The organism is Clostridium weizhouense (genome assembly GCF_019431045.1).
GTDB classification, from domain to species: Bacteria; Bacillota; Clostridia; order Clostridiales; family Clostridiaceae; genus Clostridium; species Clostridium weizhouense.
Genome location: NZ_JAHXPT010000008.1, coordinates 107,633 through 129,135, shown reverse-complemented (window position 1 = coordinate 129,135; position 21,503 = coordinate 107,633). Strand labels below are relative to the sequence as shown.

General features: G+C 25.1%; 21 protein-coding genes. 10 read left to right on the top strand and 11 right to left on the bottom strand.

Translation table 11 applies throughout. The features are described 5' to 3' along the window. Positions 1 to 17: 17 nt before the first annotated feature. On the top strand, positions 18 to 1,931 hold the full coding sequence (locus KYD98_RS11025) for an OPT family oligopeptide transporter (RefSeq protein WP_219780091.1): 1,914 nt from the start codon (positions 18 to 20) through the stop codon (positions 1,929 to 1,931). Between the two features lie 100 nt (positions 1,932 to 2,031). After that, positions 2,032 to 2,373, top strand: a complete 342-nt coding sequence (locus KYD98_RS11020; protein ID WP_219780090.1) for a PqqD family protein — start codon at positions 2,032 to 2,034, stop codon at positions 2,371 to 2,373. 224 nt (positions 2,374 to 2,597) lie between these two features. Here KYD98_RS11020 and KYD98_RS11015 read toward each other — a convergent pair whose 3' ends face one another. The 3 genes from KYD98_RS11015 to KYD98_RS11005 all read right to left on the bottom strand — a co-directional run bounded on the left by KYD98_RS11015 (position 2,598) and on the right by KYD98_RS11005 (position 4,921). Continuing rightward, positions 2,598 to 3,338, bottom strand: a complete 741-nt coding sequence (locus KYD98_RS11015; protein ID WP_219780089.1) for a M48 family metallopeptidase — start codon at positions 3,336 to 3,338, stop codon at positions 2,598 to 2,600. A 115-nt stretch (positions 3,339 to 3,453) separates the two neighbouring features. Continuing rightward, complete coding sequence (locus KYD98_RS11010) at positions 3,454 to 4,422, bottom strand: anti sigma factor C-terminal domain-containing protein (RefSeq protein WP_219780088.1); 969 nt, start codon at positions 4,420 to 4,422, stop codon at positions 3,454 to 3,456. Continuing rightward, complete coding sequence (locus KYD98_RS11005) at positions 4,412 to 4,921, bottom strand: RNA polymerase sigma factor (RefSeq protein WP_219780087.1); 510 nt, start codon at positions 4,919 to 4,921, stop codon at positions 4,412 to 4,414. Before KYD98_RS11005 ends, KYD98_RS11010 begins: the two co-directional genes overlap by 11 nt. A gap of 340 nt (positions 4,922 to 5,261) precedes the next feature. On the opposite strand from KYD98_RS11005, the gene KYD98_RS11000 reads away from it, so the two are divergent. Further along, positions 5,262 to 5,741, top strand: a complete 480-nt coding sequence (locus KYD98_RS11000; protein WP_258049769.1) for a GNAT family N-acetyltransferase — start codon at positions 5,262 to 5,264, stop codon at positions 5,739 to 5,741. A 134-nt stretch (positions 5,742 to 5,875) separates the two neighbouring features. Here KYD98_RS11000 and KYD98_RS10995 read toward each other — a convergent pair whose 3' ends face one another. The 4 genes from KYD98_RS10995 to KYD98_RS10980 form a co-directional block, all read right to left on the bottom strand. Next, positions 5,876 to 6,883, bottom strand: coding sequence for a C40 family peptidase (locus tag KYD98_RS10995; RefSeq protein WP_219780086.1), 1,008 nt, complete (start codon positions 6,881 to 6,883; stop codon positions 5,876 to 5,878). Between the two features lie 325 nt (positions 6,884 to 7,208). Continuing rightward, positions 7,209 to 8,051 (bottom strand): hypothetical protein, encoded by an 843-nt coding sequence (locus tag KYD98_RS10990; protein WP_219780085.1) that lies wholly within the window; start codon positions 8,049 to 8,051, stop codon positions 7,209 to 7,211. Between the two features lie 105 nt (positions 8,052 to 8,156). After that, a complete protein-coding gene (locus KYD98_RS10985; RefSeq protein WP_219780084.1) occupies positions 8,157 to 8,804 on the bottom strand; it encodes a cyclase family protein in 648 nt (215 codons plus the stop codon). Between the two features lie 89 nt (positions 8,805 to 8,893). After that, the gene (locus KYD98_RS10980; protein ID WP_219780083.1) at positions 8,894 to 9,271 is read right to left on the bottom strand and encodes a hypothetical protein; all 378 of its coding nucleotides are present in this window, start codon (positions 9,269 to 9,271) and stop codon (positions 8,894 to 8,896) included. 181 nt (positions 9,272 to 9,452) lie between these two features. On the opposite strand from KYD98_RS10980, the gene KYD98_RS10975 reads away from it, so the two are divergent. Further along, positions 9,453 to 10,163, top strand: a complete 711-nt coding sequence (locus KYD98_RS10975; protein WP_219780082.1) for a lysophospholipid acyltransferase family protein — start codon at positions 9,453 to 9,455, stop codon at positions 10,161 to 10,163. Positions 10,164 to 10,277: 114 nt separating this feature from the next. Here KYD98_RS10975 and KYD98_RS10970 read toward each other — a convergent pair whose 3' ends face one another. Beyond that, positions 10,278 to 11,132 (bottom strand): N-acetylmuramoyl-L-alanine amidase, encoded by an 855-nt coding sequence (locus KYD98_RS10970; RefSeq protein ID WP_219780081.1) that lies wholly within the window; start codon positions 11,130 to 11,132, stop codon positions 10,278 to 10,280. 403 nt (positions 11,133 to 11,535) lie between these two features. On the opposite strand from KYD98_RS10970, the gene KYD98_RS10965 reads away from it, so the two are divergent. Together KYD98_RS10965 and KYD98_RS10960 are read left to right on the top strand one after the other, a co-directional pair. Beyond that, a complete protein-coding gene (locus KYD98_RS10965) occupies positions 11,536 to 11,805 on the top strand; it encodes a hypothetical protein (RefSeq protein WP_219780080.1) in 270 nt (89 codons plus the stop codon). A gap of 599 nt (positions 11,806 to 12,404) precedes the next feature. Beyond that, on the top strand, positions 12,405 to 12,800 hold the full coding sequence (locus tag KYD98_RS10960; protein ID WP_219780079.1) for a thioesterase family protein: 396 nt from the start codon (positions 12,405 to 12,407) through the stop codon (positions 12,798 to 12,800). 124 nt (positions 12,801 to 12,924) lie between these two features. Here KYD98_RS10960 and KYD98_RS10955 read toward each other — a convergent pair whose 3' ends face one another. Then, positions 12,925 to 14,016 carry a ribose-phosphate pyrophosphokinase gene (locus KYD98_RS10955; protein ID WP_219780078.1) on the bottom strand — a complete coding sequence of 364 codons (1,092 nt, stop codon included), beginning with the start codon at positions 14,014 to 14,016 and terminating at the stop codon, positions 12,925 to 12,927. Positions 14,017 to 14,604: 588 nt separating this feature from the next. On the opposite strand from KYD98_RS10955, the gene KYD98_RS10950 reads away from it, so the two are divergent. Next, positions 14,605 to 15,150 (top strand): 50S ribosomal protein L25, encoded by a 546-nt coding sequence (locus tag KYD98_RS10950; RefSeq protein ID WP_219780077.1) that lies wholly within the window; start codon positions 14,605 to 14,607, stop codon positions 15,148 to 15,150. A gap of 257 nt (positions 15,151 to 15,407) precedes the next feature. Here KYD98_RS10950 and KYD98_RS10945 read toward each other — a convergent pair whose 3' ends face one another. Next, positions 15,408 to 17,165, bottom strand: coding sequence for a helicase-related protein (locus KYD98_RS10945; protein WP_219780076.1), 1,758 nt, complete (start codon positions 17,163 to 17,165; stop codon positions 15,408 to 15,410). A 195-nt stretch (positions 17,166 to 17,360) separates the two neighbouring features. Continuing rightward, positions 17,361 to 18,068: an MBL fold metallo-hydrolase gene (locus tag KYD98_RS10940; RefSeq protein WP_219780075.1), complete on the bottom strand. Its 708-nt coding sequence runs from the start codon at positions 18,066 to 18,068 to the stop codon at positions 17,361 to 17,363. Positions 18,069 to 18,328: 260 nt separating this feature from the next. On the opposite strand from KYD98_RS10940, the gene KYD98_RS10935 reads away from it, so the two are divergent. From KYD98_RS10935 to neuB, 3 genes are all read left to right on the top strand, one after another. Continuing rightward, positions 18,329 to 19,084 (top strand): DUF3298 and DUF4163 domain-containing protein, encoded by a 756-nt coding sequence (locus KYD98_RS10935; RefSeq protein ID WP_219780074.1) that lies wholly within the window; start codon positions 18,329 to 18,331, stop codon positions 19,082 to 19,084. 253 nt (positions 19,085 to 19,337) lie between these two features. Beyond that, positions 19,338 to 20,492: a UDP-N-acetylglucosamine 2-epimerase gene (gene neuC, locus KYD98_RS10930; RefSeq protein WP_219780073.1), complete on the top strand. Its 1,155-nt coding sequence runs from the start codon at positions 19,338 to 19,340 to the stop codon at positions 20,490 to 20,492. Next, entirely contained in the window at positions 20,492 to 21,496 is a 1,005-nt protein-coding gene (gene neuB, locus KYD98_RS10925) for an N-acetylneuraminate synthase (RefSeq protein WP_219780072.1), read from the top strand. Before neuC ends, neuB begins: the two co-directional genes overlap by 1 nt. Positions 21,497 to 21,503 lie beyond the last annotated feature (7 nt).

Below are 21,503 nucleotides of genomic sequence, written 5' to 3'. Positions count from 1 at the left end.
TCTAAGGAGGGTAAATAATGAAAAATAACCAGGATTTTAAACCATTTATATCAGCAGATAAAGTATTACCTGAATTTACAGTTACTTCAATATTTTTAGGAATAATTTTAGCTATTATTTTTGGAGCTGCTAATGCATATTTAGGACTAAGGGTTGGTATGACAGTATCAGCTTCAATACCAGCAGCAGTTATTTCAATGGGAGTTATAAGAGTTATCTTAAGAAAAGATTCTATCTTAGAAAACAATTTAGTACAAACTATAGGTTCAGCTGGTGAATCTGTTGCAGCAGGTGCAATCTTTACTTTACCTGTAATATTTATATGGATGGAAAAATGGGGACAAGGTACTCCTTCCCTTTTAGAAATTTCAATTATAGCCTTATGTGGTGGAGTACTTGGAGTATTATTTATGATACCACTAAGAAAAGCACTTATTGTTAAGGAACATGGAGTATTACCATATCCAGAAGGAACTGCATGTGCTGAAGTTTTATTAGCTGGAGAAGAAGGGGGTACTAAAGCCACAGCTGTTTTTGCTGGACTTGGTATTTCAGCTATTTATAAATTTATAGCAGATGGACTTAAAATATTTCCAAGTGAAGTTCACTATGAACTATCTTCTTATAAAGGATCAGCAGTTGGAATGGATGTATTACCAGCTCTTATTGGAGTTGGATACATATGTGGACCTAGAATATCTGGATATATGTTTGCAGGTGGTATAATAGGTTGGCTTGCTTTATTACCTTTAATTAGTTTATTTGGTGCAACTACAATTCTTTATCCTGGAACAGTTCCAATTAGTGAGTTAGGTTCATTTGCTCTTTGGACAAATTACTTGAAATATATAGGAGCAGGTGCAGTTGCTGCTGGTGGTATTATTAGTTTAGTTAAATCACTACCTTTAATAGTTACAACTTTTGTTCAAGCAATTAAAGATTTTTCAGGAAATCAATCTGATAAAAATTTATGTAGAACAGACAAAGATATACCTATGAATATAGTTTTAATTTTAATAATACTTACTATAATTATGATAGGATTAGTTCCAGCAGTTCCAGTTTCATTTGGTGGCGCACTATTAATTGCATTATTTGGATTCTTCTTTGCAACTGTATCATCAAGACTTGTAGGATTAGTTGGAAGTAGTAATAACCCAGTATCTGGTATGGCAATAGCTACATTACTTATAACAACTATGATTTTAAAAGCAACAGGAAATGTTGGACAAGAGGGTATGTTATCCGCTATAGCAATTGGCTCAGTAATCTGTATAATTGCAGCAATAGCTGGAGATACTTCTCAAGATTTAAAAACTGGTTATATTGTAGGAGCTACTCCATATAAACAACAAATTGGTGAACTAATAGGAGTTGTGATTTCTGCAGTAACAATTGGTGGAGTACTTTATTTATTAAACTCAGCATGGGGATATGGATCATCAGAACTCCCAGCACCACAAGCAACATTAATGAAGATGGTTGTAGAAGGTGTTATGGACGGAAATCTACCTTGGAATTTAGTATTTATAGGTGTAGGGATTGCAATTGCAGTTGAAATACTTGGAATTCCAGTATTACCATTTGCAGTTGGATTATATTTACCAATTCATTTAAGTTCAGCAATCATGGTTGGTGGCGTTATAAGATTATACTTTGAAAAAAAGAAAAGAATAAGTGAAGAAAAAAGAAAAGATGCAATTGAAAGAGGTATTTTATATACTTCAGGACTTATTGCCGGTGAAGGTTTAATTGGCATACTACTTGCTATCTTTGCAGTAATCAACATTAATGGAAAATCATTGGGTAAAATTGTAGATTTATCATCAAAAATATCTTTAAGCAATATAGGTTCATTAATTGCATTTTTAATTTTAATATTAACTTTATTTAAATTTTCAATTTGGAATAAAGATAAGAAATTAGACTAAACAATAACTACTTTAAAATAAATTTATTACTATAAAGCGTTAAATGCTTATTTTTTATAAATAACTCTTAATGCTTTATAACTAGTAAAAGGAGATAAATTTGAAAAAAAAAGAGAAAAATTATTTGGACTATATACCAGTTAGAAACCCTAGCTATACCTGGAATGCTATAGAAAATGGTATTGTAGTTATTGAAGTAGTACGAACTGGTATATTTGATAAAATAGCACAGAAGGTATTTAAAATTCCTTCAAAAAGTGAGATAAAATTAGATACACTTGGAAGCTCTGTTTGGAATTATATTGATGATATTAAAAACATTGGAGAAATCGCTCAAAAGGTTAGAAACAATTTTAATGATGATGATAAAGTATTTTATCAAAGATTAATTAAATTCTTTGAAATCTTAAGAAACAATAATTTTGTTACATTTAAAGATTAAAATAAATAAAATTTTATTATTACTTTTTAATATATCTACTATGATAATTAAATTTCAAATTTAAGTCTATCTTTTAAGTGAAGATCAATTTTATAGTATAAAGCTCATGGTCAGAAAATTTCACTCAACTTTTGGGTTATTAAAAAGCATCCTAATTGAAACCACTAAGAATTTTGTTTTTACACAAAATTCTTAGCGGTCTCTCCTAATTATAAATATTACTATTAATCTATCGTAATATTTATTCCATTCCTTTTTAAATACTCATGATACACCTTATAATTGGGCATAATCTCCTCTACTCTTGTCCAAAAGTCTTTTGAATGATTTCTAAAATCCATATGACACATTTCATGTACAACGATATAATCAATCACTTCAATAGGTGCCATACTTATTCTCCAGTTAAAAAATGTCTCATTCTTAATATTAATACTTGCATATCTTCTTTTTTGCTCTTTAACTGTAACTTTAGTTATTTTATCTTTAAAGTTTGATTCATAATGAATTATTCTTTTTTTAATAATATTTAAAGTTCTTTCTCTATACCACTTTTCTAAGGCTTTCTTTAATTTTTCATAATCATTTGTATTAGTGACTATAACAAATCCCTCATAATTTTTTGGATTAATATCTGTATTTTTATCAATAAAATTAACAAGTATATTTTTAGTTTCTTTATCAAAAGCTAAATGAATAGGATATTCTTTTCCTAAATACATAAATGTACTTCCATCTTTAAACTCTCTTTTTATTTTTCTATTAGAAATTAATTTCATTTCTTTCTTTTTTGCAATAATCCACTCTGCTTTTTGATAAATAAAATTTAATATATATTGATTAGATAATTTCATAGGAGCTACTACTTGTACATTACCATTTAAATCCATCTTTATACAAAGAGATTTTCTTTTTCTTCTTATAAGTTCAAAATCAATACTTTCACCTTTGTATTTAAAATTCATTTTAAAATCCTCCAAAGCATTATACTTTTGTTCAATATTAACAATTATTTAGAAAATAAGCTTACTTAAAACTTTCAAATAATAATTTACCATAATCCACTTAGCTTTATCAACGTTAATATATATCATCTACTATAACTCCAAAAGAACTTGCTTTAATAATTGGATTTCCTATAAGCTTTTTAAGTTCATCTTTAGTTCCATAAACAACTGCACCTAAAATTTTAGCATCATCTGCCTTTGTTTTTCCTCTTGACATTATCTCTTTATATAAATCTTTATGTTTTATATAACAGCTTTTATTTAATGTATCTATTAAGTTATCATAACTATAGTTGTATTGATTATTATTAAAGCCTGAAAGTTCATCACATTCTATCCCTATAATATCACTCTCTTCTATTCCAGCACTTGTAGAGTCATATTCATCTATTTCTTGTTTAAATTCTTCCATATTTTGATTTGTAAATTCATCAAGCCATAACCAGGTTGTTGCTGCTGACTTTATAGCATTTTGCACTAAATACATCTCGTATATCTTATATCCTCTATCAAACGATATTCCCATTTCTATAATTTTACCATCTGGAATGTTATCTAGCTTTTCTAAATCATTTTGATACTTTTTATATTGAAGATCTGGATGAAAAAATCTCATTTTTTTATATCCATTTTCCCAAAGTGATATAGACCACTCTTTTCCTCTAGAAGAGGAATGACCCTGTATTCTAGAACAGTTTAAAGGTGGTATAACACCAAATAATGATATTCTATCCTCTAAAATAACAGCTCTATTTCCAAGATTTTTGGATATCTTATAAGTTCCACTTCCACCTAAAAAACCAATAATATCATTTGACTTACTTATATACCCATTTGGTACTGATAATTCTATATATGCTTCATTCTTTTCATAAGCCTTTTGACTATACTTTATTCCTATAATAAAATTTAAAATGATTCCAATTATAAAAACAAATATTGCTATTACTACTATTTTTAAAGTTGATTTTAACTTTGCTTTTTTCAAAGATTTTTGTAACTTTTTATCATCAAATATATTATCTATATCGTTATCTTTCATCTTTATTTATCCACCTTTCCTTAAATTTATTTCTTGCTCTATATAAATAAGTTTTCACCTTGTTTTCATTCATTCCTAATAAAAAACCTATTTCTTTATAACTTAGTTCCATCTCATATTTAAATATAAGTAATACTCTATCTTCTTCACTCAAACTCTTAAGTACTTCTATTACCTCTTTTCCCTCTTCGATACTTAATATTTTATCTTCAATAGTTACATCACCAGTTAATTGTTCATAAAATTTATCCTCATCAACTGAAATAAAATTTATTATCTTTCCTCTTTTAACACTGTTTTTATATTTATTAATAGCAACCCTAAATAACCACGAAGATAAATTTTTAATATCAATTCCATCGATATATTCTATAGCTTTAATAAAACTATCATGAACAATATCTTCTGCTTCACTTATTGAACATCCGCATTTCACTAAATATAAACATATAATTTTAAATTGTTGTTTATACAAATTTACTATCAAATTTTGATCCATGATTCCTCCTTTTTTAAGATTTTACCTCCTATGTATATAAGACAATCTATTAATCAAAATGTATACAATTAATATAATATTTTACCAACATTTATCAATTATATTTTACCATCTATTTGAAATCACTTCTTTAATTTGATTACTATTTAATATCAATGATATTAAGTTTTGGGTATTAATAAAATTTTATTTGACTCGATTACATCTTTACAAAATACTCTTAATATATTGAATCTTATAAGAATTATAATAGTAGTTAATTCTTTAATATCACTATTATAAATAATTATAAAATTAAATAGTATAATAATAGATAATCAAACTTATTAGGAGACTACTTATGATAAAATTAAAAGCTAAAGAATTAATAGAAGAACATGCAAAACAAATATCTAAATGGAAATATTGCAATGAATATGCTGTTTATAATTTACCTAATTGGGAAAATATGATTAAAGAGAATTATGCATTATGTGATAAATTAAAAAGAAAACAATTTACTAGTTATATTAATAATCAAAATGAGATAATCGGATTTATAAATTTACATCCTGAAGAAAATTTTGTTTTTTTCGGAATAGGTATTAACCCTAAATATTGCAATAAAGGACTTGGAAAAGAAATTACTAAATTAGCTTTAAATCAATGTAAATCTAAATTTCCAAATAGACCAGTTGTCTTAAAAGTTAGAACTTGGAATAAAAGGGCTATTAATTGTTATAAGTCACAAGGTTTTGAATTCATTAAAACTAAACATAAAGACACTTATATGAGTACGGAAGATTTTTATCTTATGAAACATTTAAATAAAATAACATAGAAGCTTAAAACTATAACTTTAACAGATAAAATGTTTAAATTGTTAATTTATAATATAAAAATACAGATAAGACTTTTTAATATCTCATCTGTATTTTTTAGTTAATTAATTTTTATTTATAATTCGTTACAAAATTAGTTTTTATCAGTATCCAAAATTCGTCCAACATATTTCATATTAGATGTACTCAATTTGCTTATTTTAACAAAATCTCCTGTATGTGGTGCATGGATAAACATATCATTTCCTATATACATTCCAACATGTGTTGAATTTGAAAGTTTATTAAATACTAAATCTCCTGGTTTAATTTCTGCCATACTTATAGGTTTTGCAAAACTTTGTTGCTCCTCTGATACTCTTGGTATATCTATATTTTGTGATTTAAAAACATATTGCATAAGACCAGAACAATCAAATCCATCAGGAGTTGTTCCACCCCATAAATAAGGAATTCCTAAATACTTTTGTGTTTCTTCTATTAATGTTCTAGCTTGACCTGTAATATCTGATGGAAGGGTTATTGGAACTATAGTGCTCGTACCATCCATCAATAAAGCACTATTTTCTTCAACATATTTTAATAATTGATTTTTTTGATCTTCTAAATCTTTAATTTCTTTTTCTATTGATTCTTTATCTTTTTTTAACTGTTCATTTTCTTTTTCTATTTTGTTTTTTATATCATTAAGTTCCTTTTCTGATTCTTTTGCATCTAAAACAAGTTTCCTATCACTTTTACATACCTGAGAAATCACATGAACTTTCTCTACTGCTTCCACAAGATTTCCTGAAGAAAATAACGCATCTAAATATTGCATAGGAGTTAGTTCAAAACCACCATCCATATGTACTTTCTTTAATCTTTCTTCTAATAAACTATCTTTTTCTTCTAAATTTTTTTGAGCTTTTTCTAATTCATCTTCATTTTCTTTTATATCATTTTCTTTTTGAAGAATTTGCTCTTTATATTCATTTAGCTTGTCCATATTTTTTTCAATTTTATTATCGTATTCTTGTACATTTTGTATAACCTCATTAAGTGATAAATCATTAGGTACTGCAAACACTGTTAAAGTATTACTTGTAAGTATAAAAATTAACAGAGCTGTCAACTTAGCTATTATAAATTTTCTTTTCATTAAATATTCTCCTTTTACTATCCAGTATTTCAATACTATTTAAAAGTATCTCTATATTTTAAATATACTTTTCATTTATTTTTCTTTTCAAATTAATTATAAACTTTTATCTTTTCTACTATATTATAATATAAATATATATATTATTTTTTACGATTTTATTAATAATTTATTACTTACTTAAATATAATTAAGTTTTATTTAAATTATTATACATTTCAAACCATTATTTAATATATATGGAATATAGCAAATATAAAATTAAGGCTACATTATTAAATTTTAATTAACAATGTAGCCTTATACAAAAATAATATGTACCTACTTATATTAAACTTTCCACTGAAAAACTGTCTAATGTTATATTCTTTATGTTATCGCTATCATTACCTTTATGTTTTTTTATTATTATTTCACCATTTTTACATTCCTTACAGTACATAAGAGTTGCTTTAAAATATACATCATTGTGAAATTTTCTTCTTCTATTACAAAATTCTTTCAAATCTAATAAGCTATCATTTACGTTCTCAAACTTATTCATAACAATATCATAATCACTTGGTGAAAATTCAAATAATTTCTTTAAAGTGTAATACCTTTTACAATTATCACAATATTTAAAATCAGATAGGTTAATTACAAAATAAAGTGTTGTAAAAATAATCATAGCTATAAGCTGTAAAAAATATACTATATAATTTATTTTACCACTTGTTTTAACATCCATTGTCTTTCCACTTTTAAATCTTATTGTAGAGTCTAAATTATCTAATAAATACTTTTGATAATTTATAAAAGTCATTTGTTTTTCTATACCATTATCATCAGTATAAACAAATTCACTGATAGGTGATCCCTCAAATGTTCTACTAATTGTATAATCATCTAATAAGTATGTCGTACGATATTCCATATAATTTATTCCTATAAATGTTAGAATAGATACTACTACTGCTATTAAACAATGTTTTTTACTAAATTTTTTATTACTTTTTCTAAAAGCAGTTGAAAATGCCCATCCTAAAAACATACCTATTAATGCTCCACCTGCTGGAATCACAACCCAAAAACTAAGATTTAAGATTGAAAATCCTATAAAAGCATTTGCTATATATTCTGCTACAATAACAGATAACATAGACAAAATTATTAAAAATATATACATTTATTATCTTCCCCCTTTTTGCAAGTAATATTATAACATATTTGTATTATTACTTATCAAAAAGAGAATATTATGAAATTTGAGACTATTATTCCAACTTAATAATCACCTTATAATTCCTATTGCTCTAACTGGAGCACCATCAGAATTTTCATATTTTAATGGTAATGCATAAAATTCAAATAAATCATTTCCAAGTCTATCTAAGTTAGTAAGATTCTCTATAATAACTATATTATTTTTTAATATCTTATTATGAATTGGTAAGTTTTCAGATGATATTATATCAATTGACATTAAATCAATACCTATACCTTTTTTCTTATGATTAATTATATAGTTAATTAAATTCTCATGTAAAATAGGATAGTCTTTGAAGTAATCTTTATTTCCCCACTTATGAAAGTACCCTGTATTAAAAATTAAGAATTCTGCTTTCTCTACATTGATTCTGTTTTTTTCTATGTAACTAATGTCTATTATTTTTTCTTTCGCATTAACCAAATCTTTACAATCTATAACAATTCCTAAACCCATAAAATTAGATACATCCATCTTATCTAAAGTTAAAGCATTCTCTATAACATGTAAAGGTGCATCCATATGCGTACCATTATGAGAATAAATATTTAATAAAGTTTGACTAAATCCATCATCTTGTACATTATTAACTTGTTTTAAATTGGGTTTTTCATCTTTTAAAAATACTGGCATATTATTAGAAATGTTATGAGTTAAATCTATTATTTTCATTAAGTTACTCTCCACTAAAAATATTAAAGATGACTTTTCAGCCATCTATTTTTCACTAATCTAGTTTTTTAATATCTAAATGTGTTTTATTATCTATTAAAATAGTCTCTTAGAATTTTTTCATCAAATTCTTCAAATTCAAATGTATCTAAATTATTTTTACTTATCCATTTTGCTTCATCATAAGTTTTATCTAAAACGTATCTTTCCTTTAGTGTTCCTGTATATACCTTGATAGCTTCATCAGAATTTATATTATATTCTTTAAATTCCTCAAGACCAAAAAGGACTGTTTTTAAAATTTTATTTACCCCTTTATTTAAAGATTTCTCACAGTTCCCTTTTGCTGTCAAAGGTTGGGTCACCAATGACCATTTTCCTGTTTGTCCCCTTTTAGCTTTCTTCTTTAAAGCCAAAATATTGTTAAAATCATCTCTTAATATTAATGTGCATGCAATAATCTTCATATTATAATTCTCCTACGCTAATAATATATTTATAAATTAGTTATTAATAGTTATAACTAAATTATAACCCGACTACATAATTTTTCAAATATATTTAACATAATATAGTATATAAAATTGTACTTTTATTTAAAATTAAGTTAAAATTGAATTTATACATTTAATTTAGGAGGAAAAGATTATGTCTTTTAAGATATTCAAATTTATTAAATATGGAACATATATGTTGTTTTTGAAAATTAAAGGATTAAAATATACATATCTAAAAAAAGTACAAGGTGATAAAGCTGCTCAAGATTACGTTGTAAAAACGGGATATCTTTGGAGTAAATTCACTATAAATACCATTGGTATAGAAGTAGATTTAAAAGGAGAAGAAAATATACCTAATGAACCTTGTGTTTTTATTGGAAATCATTCAAGTATATTAGATATACCTTTAATAGTATATACTTCAAAAAAGAAAATTGGTTTTATTGCAAAAAAAGAAATGTTTAATGTTCCTATTCTTGGTACTTGGATAAAAAGAACAGGTAGTATAGCTCTTGATAGAGAAAATACTAGAAGTGCTATAAAATCCATAAATGATGGAGTTGAAAATATTAAAAAAGGATATTCATTAGGCATATTCCCTGAAGGCACAAGAAATAAAGAAGGTAAAGTTGGTGAATTTAAAAAAGGAAGCTTAAAACTTGCTACAAAATCTAAAGCTCCTATTGTTCCTGTAAGTATAGATAGAGCATCTAGAGCTTTTGAAGATAATAGAAAGTTTCTACCTACAAAGATAAAGATAGTGTATGGAAAACCGATTAGAACTGATAATTTATCAAAAGAACAAGAGAAAAATTTAACTGAAACTATAAGAAATATAATCATATCTAATTTAAAATAAGCTTTATATTTTAAATTAGAATTCTAACATTAAAATAAGGTAGTAACCTATTATACTACCTTATTTCATTAGTTTCTACTATTAATAATTTTTATAAAAACATCTTAAATATATTTATTGTATCCATGCCCCACTATAATCAACTCTATAACCATCTGGAGTAATACAATTTACATATAATTCACCTTTGTTTCCAAAATAATAACATTCTCCATCTATCCATAACCATTCATTTTTAGCCATTTTACAGTTATTTTTTAGATAATACCAATCTCCCTTGTAGTTTAACCATTTTGATTCCATTGCATAACCATTCAAATCAAAATAATACCATTCTCCATCTATTTCTTTCCACTCATTTTTATAATAATATTTATTATTTACATCAAAACAATACCACCATCCAGTTGAATTTTGATTCCATCCCTTATTCCACGTATTAGGTTTTATAGGTATATTATCATCTATAGCATTACAAAATATATATGCTAATTGTTCCCAACTATATCTATTATAGATATTAATATCATTTTGATTATCACAAAAACAAATTTCTGAAATTATATTTGGAGCTATTATCTTTCTCATTTCATATAAATTCACAAATTTTATTCCCCTATTATAGAATCCTAAGCTAGCATAATTATCCACTAGTTTTTTAGCATATGGATAAGCTTTTGATGATTTACTTGATATTAATACTTCTGTTCCATACCCTTTACCATTGCTAGCATTCATATGCAAAGATATAAATAAATCTACATTGTTATTATTAGCTTTATTAGCGCCTTCTGATAATTCTTTATTTTGAGTACGTGCATTACTATTACAATCTATCACTACATGACCGTACTTTTCTAATAATTTTTTTATAACTGTATAATATTTTTCCATTTGATCATATTCATCTACTATTCCTATGGCTCCTTTACAGTTTTCACTGTGTCCTGCTCTTAATCCTATTTTCATTTAAACACCTCTATCACATTATTTTATACTAAATAATATGACACAGTATACTTTGTGGCTACACTTAAACTTGTTATTATATTATCTGATTTATATATACTTTTCTTAAATTTTTCTAATATTTAAAAAGATTCTAATAAATATGTTCCTTATCTATTTCAAAAAAAATTATTGATTTCTATTATTTTTATTAATTATGAAGTTTTTTTAATAATTTAATATTATAAGTATAATATTAAATTATTTTATATATATTTCCTTAAAATTACATGTTAATTTTTATTAATTTATAAATTTATGTGATGTGTAAATTTTAGAAAAAGAGATTATATTATTATTATAGTAATGATTTGAAAATTAATTGTTTAAACACATATATCGTTTACAAAACGGAGGGATTATTATGAATTATAGAACTACTAAAAAATCAAAATTTCATTTATTAGTTTCTGCTATCATTAAAAATAATACTCATGATAAAGTCTCAAAGGATTCATTGAATTTCTCAAAATATTTTAATAAAATATGGCGATTTATTTCCAAAGCACTTTTTAATAATTCAGAATATATATATGATAAGAATACTTTTTATTCTAAATCTTGTAATACTTGTTATACCGTTGAAAATCCTATCGATATACAATTGATGTCATCAATAAGAACATTTTTATAATATTAAGTTACGATAACTAATTCATTAGCATAAATTAAAGTCCATTCAAAAATTTTTTGAATGGACTTTTTTATTTATTGTTAAATCTATTTTATTTTTTCTCCGTTAACATTTTAACTAAGCCTAAACCATATAACATTATAGCTATAAATACATAAACATTTATGTATCCTTCTAATAAAATATCAAATACTCCTGTCAACTCTTTCTCATAATAAATTATTTGAAATGTTGAATAACCTAAAGGTACGCTAAAAAATATTAATACAAATGATGAAATAAAATATTTTCTTTGATTCTTAATAAAGCATATGAATAAAAATAACGAGTCCAAAATGCCCTGATTATTTTTCATTAGACAAGAAAGTAGATTTGCTTCATAGCTAGTCTATTAGGCAAATCTACTGACGCAGTATAATGAAAAATAAGCTTGGTAGATGGACTTGTTATTTTTTTGATTATGCCTTATTACCACCTTCTATTATATTATTTATAAATAATATATGACTGCTATATGAATCATATCACAATTTATAGTGTAATCGTATAATATATGCTATAATTTAACTATCTTATTTAAAAATGGAAGGATGAATGCAATGAATGAACCTAAAATCGGACAAATAGCTAGACGTGAAATTACAGTTACAAAAGATATGTTAGCTGTTAATGTTGGAAGTGGAAGTGTAGAAGTTTTTGCTACTCCAATGGTTGCAGCAATTATGGAAGGGGCTGCATCTGATCTAGCTCAAAATTTCTTGGAAGATATTTATACTACTGTAGGAACAAAGATTACTGTAGAACATTTATGTGCAACTGCTGAAGGAGTTAATGTATATGCTGAAGCTGAACTTACTAAAATAGATGGACGTAAATACTCCTTTTCACTAAAAGTCTTTGATAATAAAGGATTAATAGCTACTGGAGAACATGAACGTGTTTGCGTAAAAAAAGAAAGCTTTTTAAATAAAGCTAATGAACGTAAAAACTCATAATTTGCCTTTATAATTAAAAAACTATGTTTTAAAACATAACTAATATAAAAGAAAATAGAGATTAACCTACTAAATAGCTGGTTAATCTCTATTTTAATTTATATTTTTGAAAATAATATCTATATTATTTATTTAATAAACTATGTATTATTCTTGTTGCATCCATATATTTAGCAATAGAATTTCCATGATTTAATCTATTAATTATTCTAGCTACAAACTCTGACATATCAACTCCATTAAACCACTTAGTATTGTATAAATCTTGTGGTATATATGTTAAGTTAGTAGAATATATTTTTGTTATAATTCCGTCTTCATAATATTTATTAAACTTTTCTAAACCTTCTGTAAAGAAAGCAAAAGTTGCAGCAACATATACGTTTCTTGCGTTTCTATTCTTTAATTCTTTTGCTATATCAAGAACAGATTCTCCTGATGCTATCATATCATCAACTATTAAAACATCTTTACCTTCTACATCTCTTCCCATATATTCATGTTGAACAATAGGATTTTTTCCATTAACTATTGTAGAATGATCTCTTCTTTTATAGAATAAACCCACGTCAACTCCTAGAACACTTGAATAGTAAATTGCTCTATCCATAGCTCCAGTATCTGGGCTAATTACTAATAGTTTTTCTTTATCACGTTCTAATGTTTTTTCATTAGAAATAAGAGATTTTACTATATCATAAGTTGGATAAATATTTTCAAAAGATAATAAAGGAATAGCATTTTGAACATTAGGATCATGTACATCAAATGTAAGAATTTCATCAACACCTAATCTTTCAAGTTCTTGAAGTGCTAGTGCACAGTCTAAAGACTCTCTTCCCTTACGTCTGTGTTGTCTTGATTCATATAAAAGCGGCATAATTACTGTTATTCTTGCTGCTTTACCTCTTATAGCTGAAACTGTTCTTTTAATATCTTGGAAATGTTCATCTGGTCCTTTATGATTTTTAATTCCAAACATTTTATATGTACAACTATAATTTCCAACATCACATAAAATGTAAATGTCTTTTCCTCTAACAGTCTCAGAAATTTTAACTTTTCCTTCACCATTAGAAAATCTCACTTCATTATGTGGTATTAAGAATGATTCAGTACAATTTCTACTATTTTGGATGTACTTATCTATAGCATTTCCTAATTCCTTACAGCTTTCTAACGCTATTATTCCGAGTTCATGATTTAATTGATTCATCAGTTTCTCTCCCTTTTTTAATTATTTTAATAAAATACACTTTATTTTAGTATATACTCAATCATTAACAGTATATACTAAAAATGCATATCTATAAATATATTATTGCAATTTTTATAAAATATCACAATAATATTACTGTTATGTACATTAAAATTTTAATTAGTTAAAAATCCGATTGATTTCTTACTAATATAGCATTTATTTACCAATTAATATACATCCATTTTTATTAAGTAAGTTTCTATCCATAAATATATTATCATAAATTTAATAGTTTGTTAATAAAAGTGTCTTTTTATATTTTTTTCATAATTTTCTGATTATTCACTTGACTTTTTAATAACTTTTTCCACTTTTATTGACGTTCCATCATTTCCCATATTTGACTTTGATATGTATATTTATTATGCTGAAGCTACTAAATAAAAGGAGGCTGATGCATATGTGGAGCTTAAAATTAAGCTCTTGGTGTAATTAGTTATGCGTTCAAATTCATTTTTGTATGGATTTATGCACCTTAACTTATACTTCATAAGCTTAATAAAACCATATTTAAAATAAAAATTTAGAAAAGAGGTATTTATTATGTCAAATGTAGCATTTAAGGTATACGAAAGAAATACAAAAGAAAATAAAAAGAAACTTAGAAAATCTGGATTAATTCCTGCAGTAATTTTTGGTGAATTCTTAGAAGAATCAATCCCTGTTAAAATCTGTAATGCAGAACTTCATAGACTATTAAGAAAAAATAATAGTGGTTCTATTATTCCTATTGATTTAGATAATAAAAGATTTAATTGTGTAGTTAAAGAAGTACAAAAAATTAGCGCTGATGAAATTCTACATGTTAATTTTCAATCTGTACAACCAAATGAAATAATTAAAATGAGAATTCCAATCAAATATGTTGGGCAAGAAAATTTAGAAAGCAAACGATTAATTCTTGAAACCTTTGATCCATTTATAGATTTTCAAGGAGATGTTGAAAAAATCCCAGAAACTCTTGAAATAGATGTATCAAATATGAACTGTGAAGATAAATTATTTGTTGAAGACGTTAAAATTCCAGAAGGTATTACAGTTCTTACTGATCCTAAATCATTATTAGCTGTTGTAAATCCAACTCTTTAGTTTTAAAATTAAATATTTAATCATCAATACATATTTCACTAGAAGTATGTATATATTTGTTTTAAAAACATGAAATAAATAGGATCTGTCCATTATAAATATAATAATATTACAATATAATAATTAACTAGTATTATTTTTTACGATATTTAATTTTGAATATTTAATAATAATTTTCAATCATCAAGTGGAAAAAACTCCACTTGATGATAAAAACTTAATGTAGACTACAATATTAACTTTATTTAAAATATGTTTTAAATTCTTACTAATATATCATTTATGGCTTCACTTATCTTTATTCTTTCCTTATAAATCCAATCCATATCAAATTTTAAACCAAATATTTTAGAGAATGAATAATACATATTAACTCTTTGATAATATATTTCTAAATCATCTAAATTTCCATTAAAACATTGAGGTATAAATAATTCATCTTGTTTATTTACAAATAACTGATCTATATATTCTAAAAATGTATTCATAAGCTCATCTCTTGAAACATCAAATGGAACTTTTAATAAATCCCACTGAATTTCTTCACTAAGCTTATACATTTTTATTCTATCTAAGATTAACATATATTCACTTATATCCATTTTAGTATAATAATCTAATTTTTCTTCTCTGGTACTCCAAAGAGCAAGCTTTTCATTTAATGGTAGACTCTTAATTTGTAATATGGCTTCTGATGGTCCTATTACTGCCTTCATTATTGTTTTATCTTCTACTTCTAGTTTAGATTTAAGAAAATCTGCTGTACCTCCAATGCCTGCAATATACCCAATATCATAGATACCAATTCTACCTGCACGCCCTCCAACTTGTTTTACCTCTTGAGATGTTAATTCCCTAACTTCTTCTCCATCAAATTTTTTTGTACTCATAAATATAATTCTTCTAATAGGTAAATTAACTCCCATACCTATGGCATCTGTAGTCACCAGTATTTTGGTTTCCTTGTTTAAAAACTGTTGATATTGCATTTTTCTAACTTCTGGTGGTAAATCTCCATATATAATACTTGCTTTTATACCTTTTTTAGAATAATCTTGTGCTATTTCTAATACCCTCTTTTTAGAAAATACTACAATGGCATCTCCTTCTTTAACATCATTATAACTAAAATTTTTATATTCTACTTCAAGGGGTATAGCTCTTTTATATTTTTTTATTTCATATTCATCATTACAATCTTTTATAATTGTCTCTAGTATATATCTAGCATTAGCTGCTCCACATATATGTATTTCATCACATTGCAATCCAAGTACAGCTTTACTCCATGCCATTCCTCTATGAGTATCACTTATCATTTGAATTTCATCAATTACAGCCACATCATAATGCTCTTTTAAATTAACCTTTTCTATTGTAGATGAAACATGAGTTGAACCTATATTTATTATCTCTTCTTCTCCAGTTAACAAATCACAAACTATTCCTTCTTTATTTAATTTTTCAAAATTTTCTAAAGCAAGAATTCTAAGTGGCGCTAAATATGCTCCTTTTTTTGCTATTTTTAAACGTTCTATTGCATTATATGTCTTCCCTGTATTCGTATCACCTAAATGTATGTAAAATTTTCTCTTCATACTTCTAGCTCTAATATATTCATCTTTAGGATTAATTGGGAATTTTTCCTCAAATTCCTTTGCAACGAGCTTAGGTATATGCATTTTTGTAAGTACTGTCATTAATCCCTGATTTAAAAAATTATTATAATTTCCACGTACAACTTGATAAAAATCAAAATCTGTATGATTCTTTTCATTATAATGATCAAGCATTCTTTTTGACGTATATTCAAGTAATTCTTCATATCTTTCACATACCTGATTATACTCTTTAAGCCCTTGATTATCTAATTCCTTAAGATGTCTTAATTTTTTTCTTATGGCAGTTTCATGTTCTATAAGAGCTCCTGATTTTGAATGTTCTACTATTTCTTCTATTTGATTTATTTGACTTTTATACTTCTTAAATTCTCTTTGTGCTGCATTCTTTTTCATTTATACCCTCCAAATCAACAATACTTATCGTAATATCTCCTGTTCTATACATGAAAATAAACGACTACATACTTATAGATAATAGACTCTTAATTTAAGATAAGAATATAAAAAATAATTGTTTGAATTTTCAGTCATACTACCCTATTAATTTTTGATGTGTTAATAAACAAAATTCTTTTAAACTAAGAATATTTATTTATATATTTCAACAACATTAAATCCATTATCTCTTATTTCTTGTTCTGATATATGTTTATCAAGATGCATACAATAAATATTATCTCTAAATTCTTGTGAAATTATATCACAAAGTTTTTTTAATGATAAATGGTTATTATTTTCATAGTCTAATCCACATGTATCCTGGTATATCCTATAAATGTCTCCTTTTTTCATTTTTTCAATTACTTTATCACTTATAATATTAGCATCTCCACTATAATAAAACGCTTTTCCGTTTATTTTCATTATAAATCCATATGATGGCATTGTAGAAGAATGAGAAACTGGTATGAATTCTATAGTAAACTCTCCAAGCTTTCTATCTCTAATATAAAGAATATTAAAACTATTAATATTATACATTTCAGGTTTTACACCTATAATAGTCAAAAAATTTGACATTAATTCTTTTTGGGGAAAAATTATATTTACTTTACGCTTTAAAATATAATATGAATAAAATATCACTTCTCCTAAACTACCTATATGGTCTGGATGCATATGAGTAATTACAATATATATGCTTTCCAATCCATCTAATATATTCAGTTCTTGTAATCTATTAAAAACAGTTCCCCCACAATCAATAAGAAGTAAACTATTATCATTTTTTATAAAAGCACTTGTATTACCTAATTCAGTGTTAAAAGCACTTCCTTTTCCAATAAAATTAAGCATTTTTTCCTCCTCTATTAAAGCCCGTTATTTATTTTTAAACCTCATTTTAAAAATATGTTTATGTTTTAATAAAATCTAAAGTCAATTTAAAACTTATCTTATTATAACATACTACAAATTTTAGCAATTATTTTTCAAATTAACTCATTTTAAAACTATTTGAAATTATTTTGTAAACTATTCGTAACAAAGTTTACCTTATTTGGCATTAATATAATATTAAGAACTAACAAAAAGGTAAGAAAAAGGAGATAATAACTATGAAAAGAACTTATATAAGTAAAATAATAGCATTAACTTTAGGAATTATATTAACTGCTGGTTTGTTTTTAGGAAAATTTCAAAATGCTAGCGCTGATTCCATTTTGATCAACAACCCAAAGATACAATTAATAGAAACTATTTCAGTTAAAAATTCAGCATATTTAAAAGAAGATATAAGCTTAATAAACTTTAAAAATAATACTAATGATCAAAAAATAAACATTTTAAATGAACAAATAAATTCTAATATAAATTCCAATATATCTAAAATAGAAGATCAAAGTAAAGAAACTTTTGATATCTATGGTCATGAGAATATGGGGTTCCCATATGAAATAAACGTAAAATATACAGTAACTAATGAATCTGATTCTTTAATAAGTTTATACAATGATTTTTATAGTTATTTAGGTGGAGCTCATGGAAATACATTAAGAAATTCGTATACAATTGATAAAGATAAAAAAGAAATGCTTTCTCTAAATAATTTATTTACTAATGGATATGATTACAAAAAAATAATAAATGATGAGATAATAAAACAAATTGATTCCCATCCTGAAAACTATTATGAATCCGGCAAACAATTTCAAGGAATTAATGATGAACAAAATTTCTATATTGATCAAAATAATCTTGTAATATATTATGAGCAATATGAAATAGCACCATATTGTTATGGAATACCTGAATTTAAAATCCCATTAAGTTTATTTGGTGAAAATTATTTATATAAAAACTCTATAAAATAGTTGAAATTTATAAAAGGACCATCTCAAAAATATAATTATTCATTTGAGATGGTCCTTTTGTAAATTGCTAAATTTTATCTGTAAGCTTAATAACATAAATAGAATTTTAAAAAATATATATAACTAAGGTAAAAGTATTTGTCAATATAATAATTTACTGAAATAATTAAAAATTATTTATTTTAGTATATATGATTTTTAAATTATATTTCAAAAAAACTTGATAAATGAATATGTAAAGGTGGTAATTCTATTGAAGAAAATATTAGCAATTACAGGTATACGATCAGACTATGATTTAATGAGTAATTTGTTTAAAAAAATAAATTCAGATGATTACTTTGAATTAAACTTATTAGTATGTGGTGCTCATTTATCACAAACTTATGGTAATACTGTAAAACTAATTGAAAAAGATGGATTTAAAATATTAATAAAAATAGAAAGCTTAATTGATTCTGATAGTAAAAGTTCTAGATTAAAAACTACTTCAATAATATTACAAAATTCAATCGATATAGTAAATCAATATAATCCTGATCTAATAATTTATGCAGGTGATAGAGAAGAGGTACTAATTGGTTCAATGCTTGGAACATTTTTAAAAATTCCAACAGCACATTTTTTTGGAGGAGACTTCACCGCAAACGGATTAGTTGATAATCAGATTAGAAATGCTGCATCTAAAATGTCCTCAATTCACTTTGTTTCAACAGAAGAACATAAAAAAAGATTAGTTAGTATTGGTGAACCTGAATATCGAATTTTTCAGATAGGAAGTCCTGCATTAGATAAATTTAAAATTGAGCCTATAAAAGATATGAGTATAATTTATAAAAATTTAAATATACAGCCTTTTGATTCTTATGCTTTAGTTATTTATCATCCATTAGGTAAAAATGATGATATTACTTTTAAAAACATATTAAAGTCTATTAAAGAAAAAAAACTTAAAGCTTTTGTTAGTTATCCAAATACAGATGCAGGTAACAAAGACATTATTAATATTATAAATGAATATAAAGATGATACTGATTTTTATTTTTATAGAAATTTAGATAGAAATACTTTTATAAATATATATAGAAATGCCTCTTTTCAAATTGGTAATTCAAGTGCAGGAATAGTCGAATCTGCTTCTGTAGGAATTCCAGTAATTAATATAGGGGTAAGACAACAAGGTAGGACTATTAATGAAAATGTAATATTGGTAGAAGATAATTTCAATGATATAAAAAATAGCATAGACATAGTATTAGATAAAAATTTTATAGATAAATGTAAAACTATAAAAAATATTTATGGTGATGCAAATAGTTCAGAAAAAGCATTTAAACTTCTTAAAAATTTGAATTATAAAGACTTTTTATTAAAACTAGAGGATCCAACTCAACTGGAGGTGATTTAATGTCAGTATTTATAATAGCAGAAGCTGGTGTAAATCATAATGGAGATATTAATTTAGCAAAAAAGCTTGTAGACATGGCAAAAGATTGTGGTGCAGATGCAATAAAATTTCAAACTTTTAAAGCAGAAGAAAGTACAGGAACTTTCGCAGAAAAAGCACAATATCAAAAAAATAATGACAAGACTAAAGAATCTCAACTAGAAATGATTAAAAAACTTGAATTGCCTTTCGAAAACTTTAAAATCTTAAAAGATTATTGTGACAATAAGGGAATAATATTTATATCTACACCTGATGGATTAGATAGTTTAAAATATTTATTAAAACTAAATGTTCCTTTTATTAAAGTTGGTTCAAGTGAAATAACAAATATTGATTTTTTAATAGAGATAGGTAACACAAAAAAACCTATAATTTTATCTACAGGAATGAGTACATTAGGGGAAATTGAACAAGCCTTACAAAATATATATTCAACCGGTAATACAAATGTAAGATTAATGCATTGTACATCGGATTATCCAACACTAATAGATGATGTTAACTTAAAAGCTATGGTTACTATGAGAGAAGCTTTTAAAGTTCCTGTTGGCCTATCAGATCATACATTAGGATTTGAAGCAGCAATAGCTGCTACTACATTAAAGGCAGAATTTATTGAGAAACATATTACATTAAATAGAAACATCACAGGACCAGACCATAAGGCATCTATGCCTCCACAAGAATTTAAAGAATATGTTAATCATATTAGAAATACCGAAAAGTTATTGGGAGATGGGATTAAACGTCCTACAAATAATGAAAAAATTATTATGAATGATGTTAGAAGAAGTATTTTAGCTTCAAAAGATTTGAAAAAAGGAACAATAATAGAAAAAAATATGCTTACCTATAAAAGACCAGGATATGGAATAAAGCCTGAACTTGCTTATATCTTAATAGGAAGAGAGCTTAAAAGAGATTTATTGAAAGATGAAATTATATGTTGGAATGATATATAAAATTTAT

What these genes read in the sequence shown, in the direction of transcription:
- KYD98_RS10965 (WP_219780080.1), top strand. Translation starts at nt 11,536, where the DNA reads ATGAATTATAGAACTACTAAAAAATCAAAATTTCATTTATTAGTTTCT.
- KYD98_RS10940 (WP_219780075.1), bottom strand. Translation starts at nt 18,068, where the DNA reads ATGCTTAATTTTATTGGAAAAGGAAGTGCTTTTAACACTGAATTAGGT.
- KYD98_RS10985 (WP_219780084.1), bottom strand. Translation starts at nt 8,804, where the DNA reads ATGAAAATAATAGATTTAACTCATAACATTTCTAATAATATGCCAGTA.
- KYD98_RS10960 (WP_219780079.1), top strand. Translation starts at nt 12,405, where the DNA reads ATGAATGAACCTAAAATCGGACAAATAGCTAGACGTGAAATTACAGTT.
- KYD98_RS10955 (WP_219780078.1), bottom strand. Translation starts at nt 14,016, where the DNA reads ATGAATCAATTAAATCATGAACTCGGAATAATAGCGTTAGAAAGCTGT.
- KYD98_RS10995 (WP_219780086.1), bottom strand. Translation starts at nt 6,883, where the DNA reads ATGAAAAGAAAATTTATAATAGCTAAGTTGACAGCTCTGTTAATTTTT.
- KYD98_RS10950 (WP_219780077.1), top strand. Translation starts at nt 14,605, where the DNA reads ATGTCAAATGTAGCATTTAAGGTATACGAAAGAAATACAAAAGAAAAT.
- KYD98_RS11025 (WP_219780091.1), top strand. Translation starts at nt 18, where the DNA reads ATGAAAAATAACCAGGATTTTAAACCATTTATATCAGCAGATAAAGTA.
- KYD98_RS11010 (WP_219780088.1), bottom strand. Translation starts at nt 4,422, where the DNA reads ATGAAAGATAACGATATAGATAATATATTTGATGATAAAAAGTTACAA.
- KYD98_RS10975 (WP_219780082.1), top strand. Translation starts at nt 9,453, where the DNA reads ATGTCTTTTAAGATATTCAAATTTATTAAATATGGAACATATATGTTG.
- KYD98_RS11000 (WP_258049769.1), top strand. Translation starts at nt 5,262, where the DNA reads ATGATAAAATTAAAAGCTAAAGAATTAATAGAAGAACATGCAAAACAA.
- KYD98_RS10990 (WP_219780085.1), bottom strand. Translation starts at nt 8,051, where the DNA reads ATGTATATATTTTTAATAATTTTGTCTATGTTATCTGTTATTGTAGCA.
- KYD98_RS11015 (WP_219780089.1), bottom strand. Translation starts at nt 3,338, where the DNA reads ATGAATTTTAAATACAAAGGTGAAAGTATTGATTTTGAACTTATAAGA.
- KYD98_RS11005 (WP_219780087.1), bottom strand. Translation starts at nt 4,921, where the DNA reads ATGGATCAAAATTTGATAGTAAATTTGTATAAACAACAATTTAAAATT.
- KYD98_RS10935 (WP_219780074.1), top strand. Translation starts at nt 18,329, where the DNA reads ATGAAAAGAACTTATATAAGTAAAATAATAGCATTAACTTTAGGAATT.
- KYD98_RS10980 (WP_219780083.1), bottom strand. Translation starts at nt 9,271, where the DNA reads ATGAAGATTATTGCATGCACATTAATATTAAGAGATGATTTTAACAAT.
- neuB (WP_219780072.1), top strand. Translation starts at nt 20,492, where the DNA reads ATGTCAGTATTTATAATAGCAGAAGCTGGTGTAAATCATAATGGAGAT.
- KYD98_RS10970 (WP_219780081.1), bottom strand. Translation starts at nt 11,132, where the DNA reads ATGAAAATAGGATTAAGAGCAGGACACAGTGAAAACTGTAAAGGAGCC.
- KYD98_RS10945 (WP_219780076.1), bottom strand. Translation starts at nt 17,165, where the DNA reads ATGAAAAAGAATGCAGCACAAAGAGAATTTAAGAAGTATAAAAGTCAA.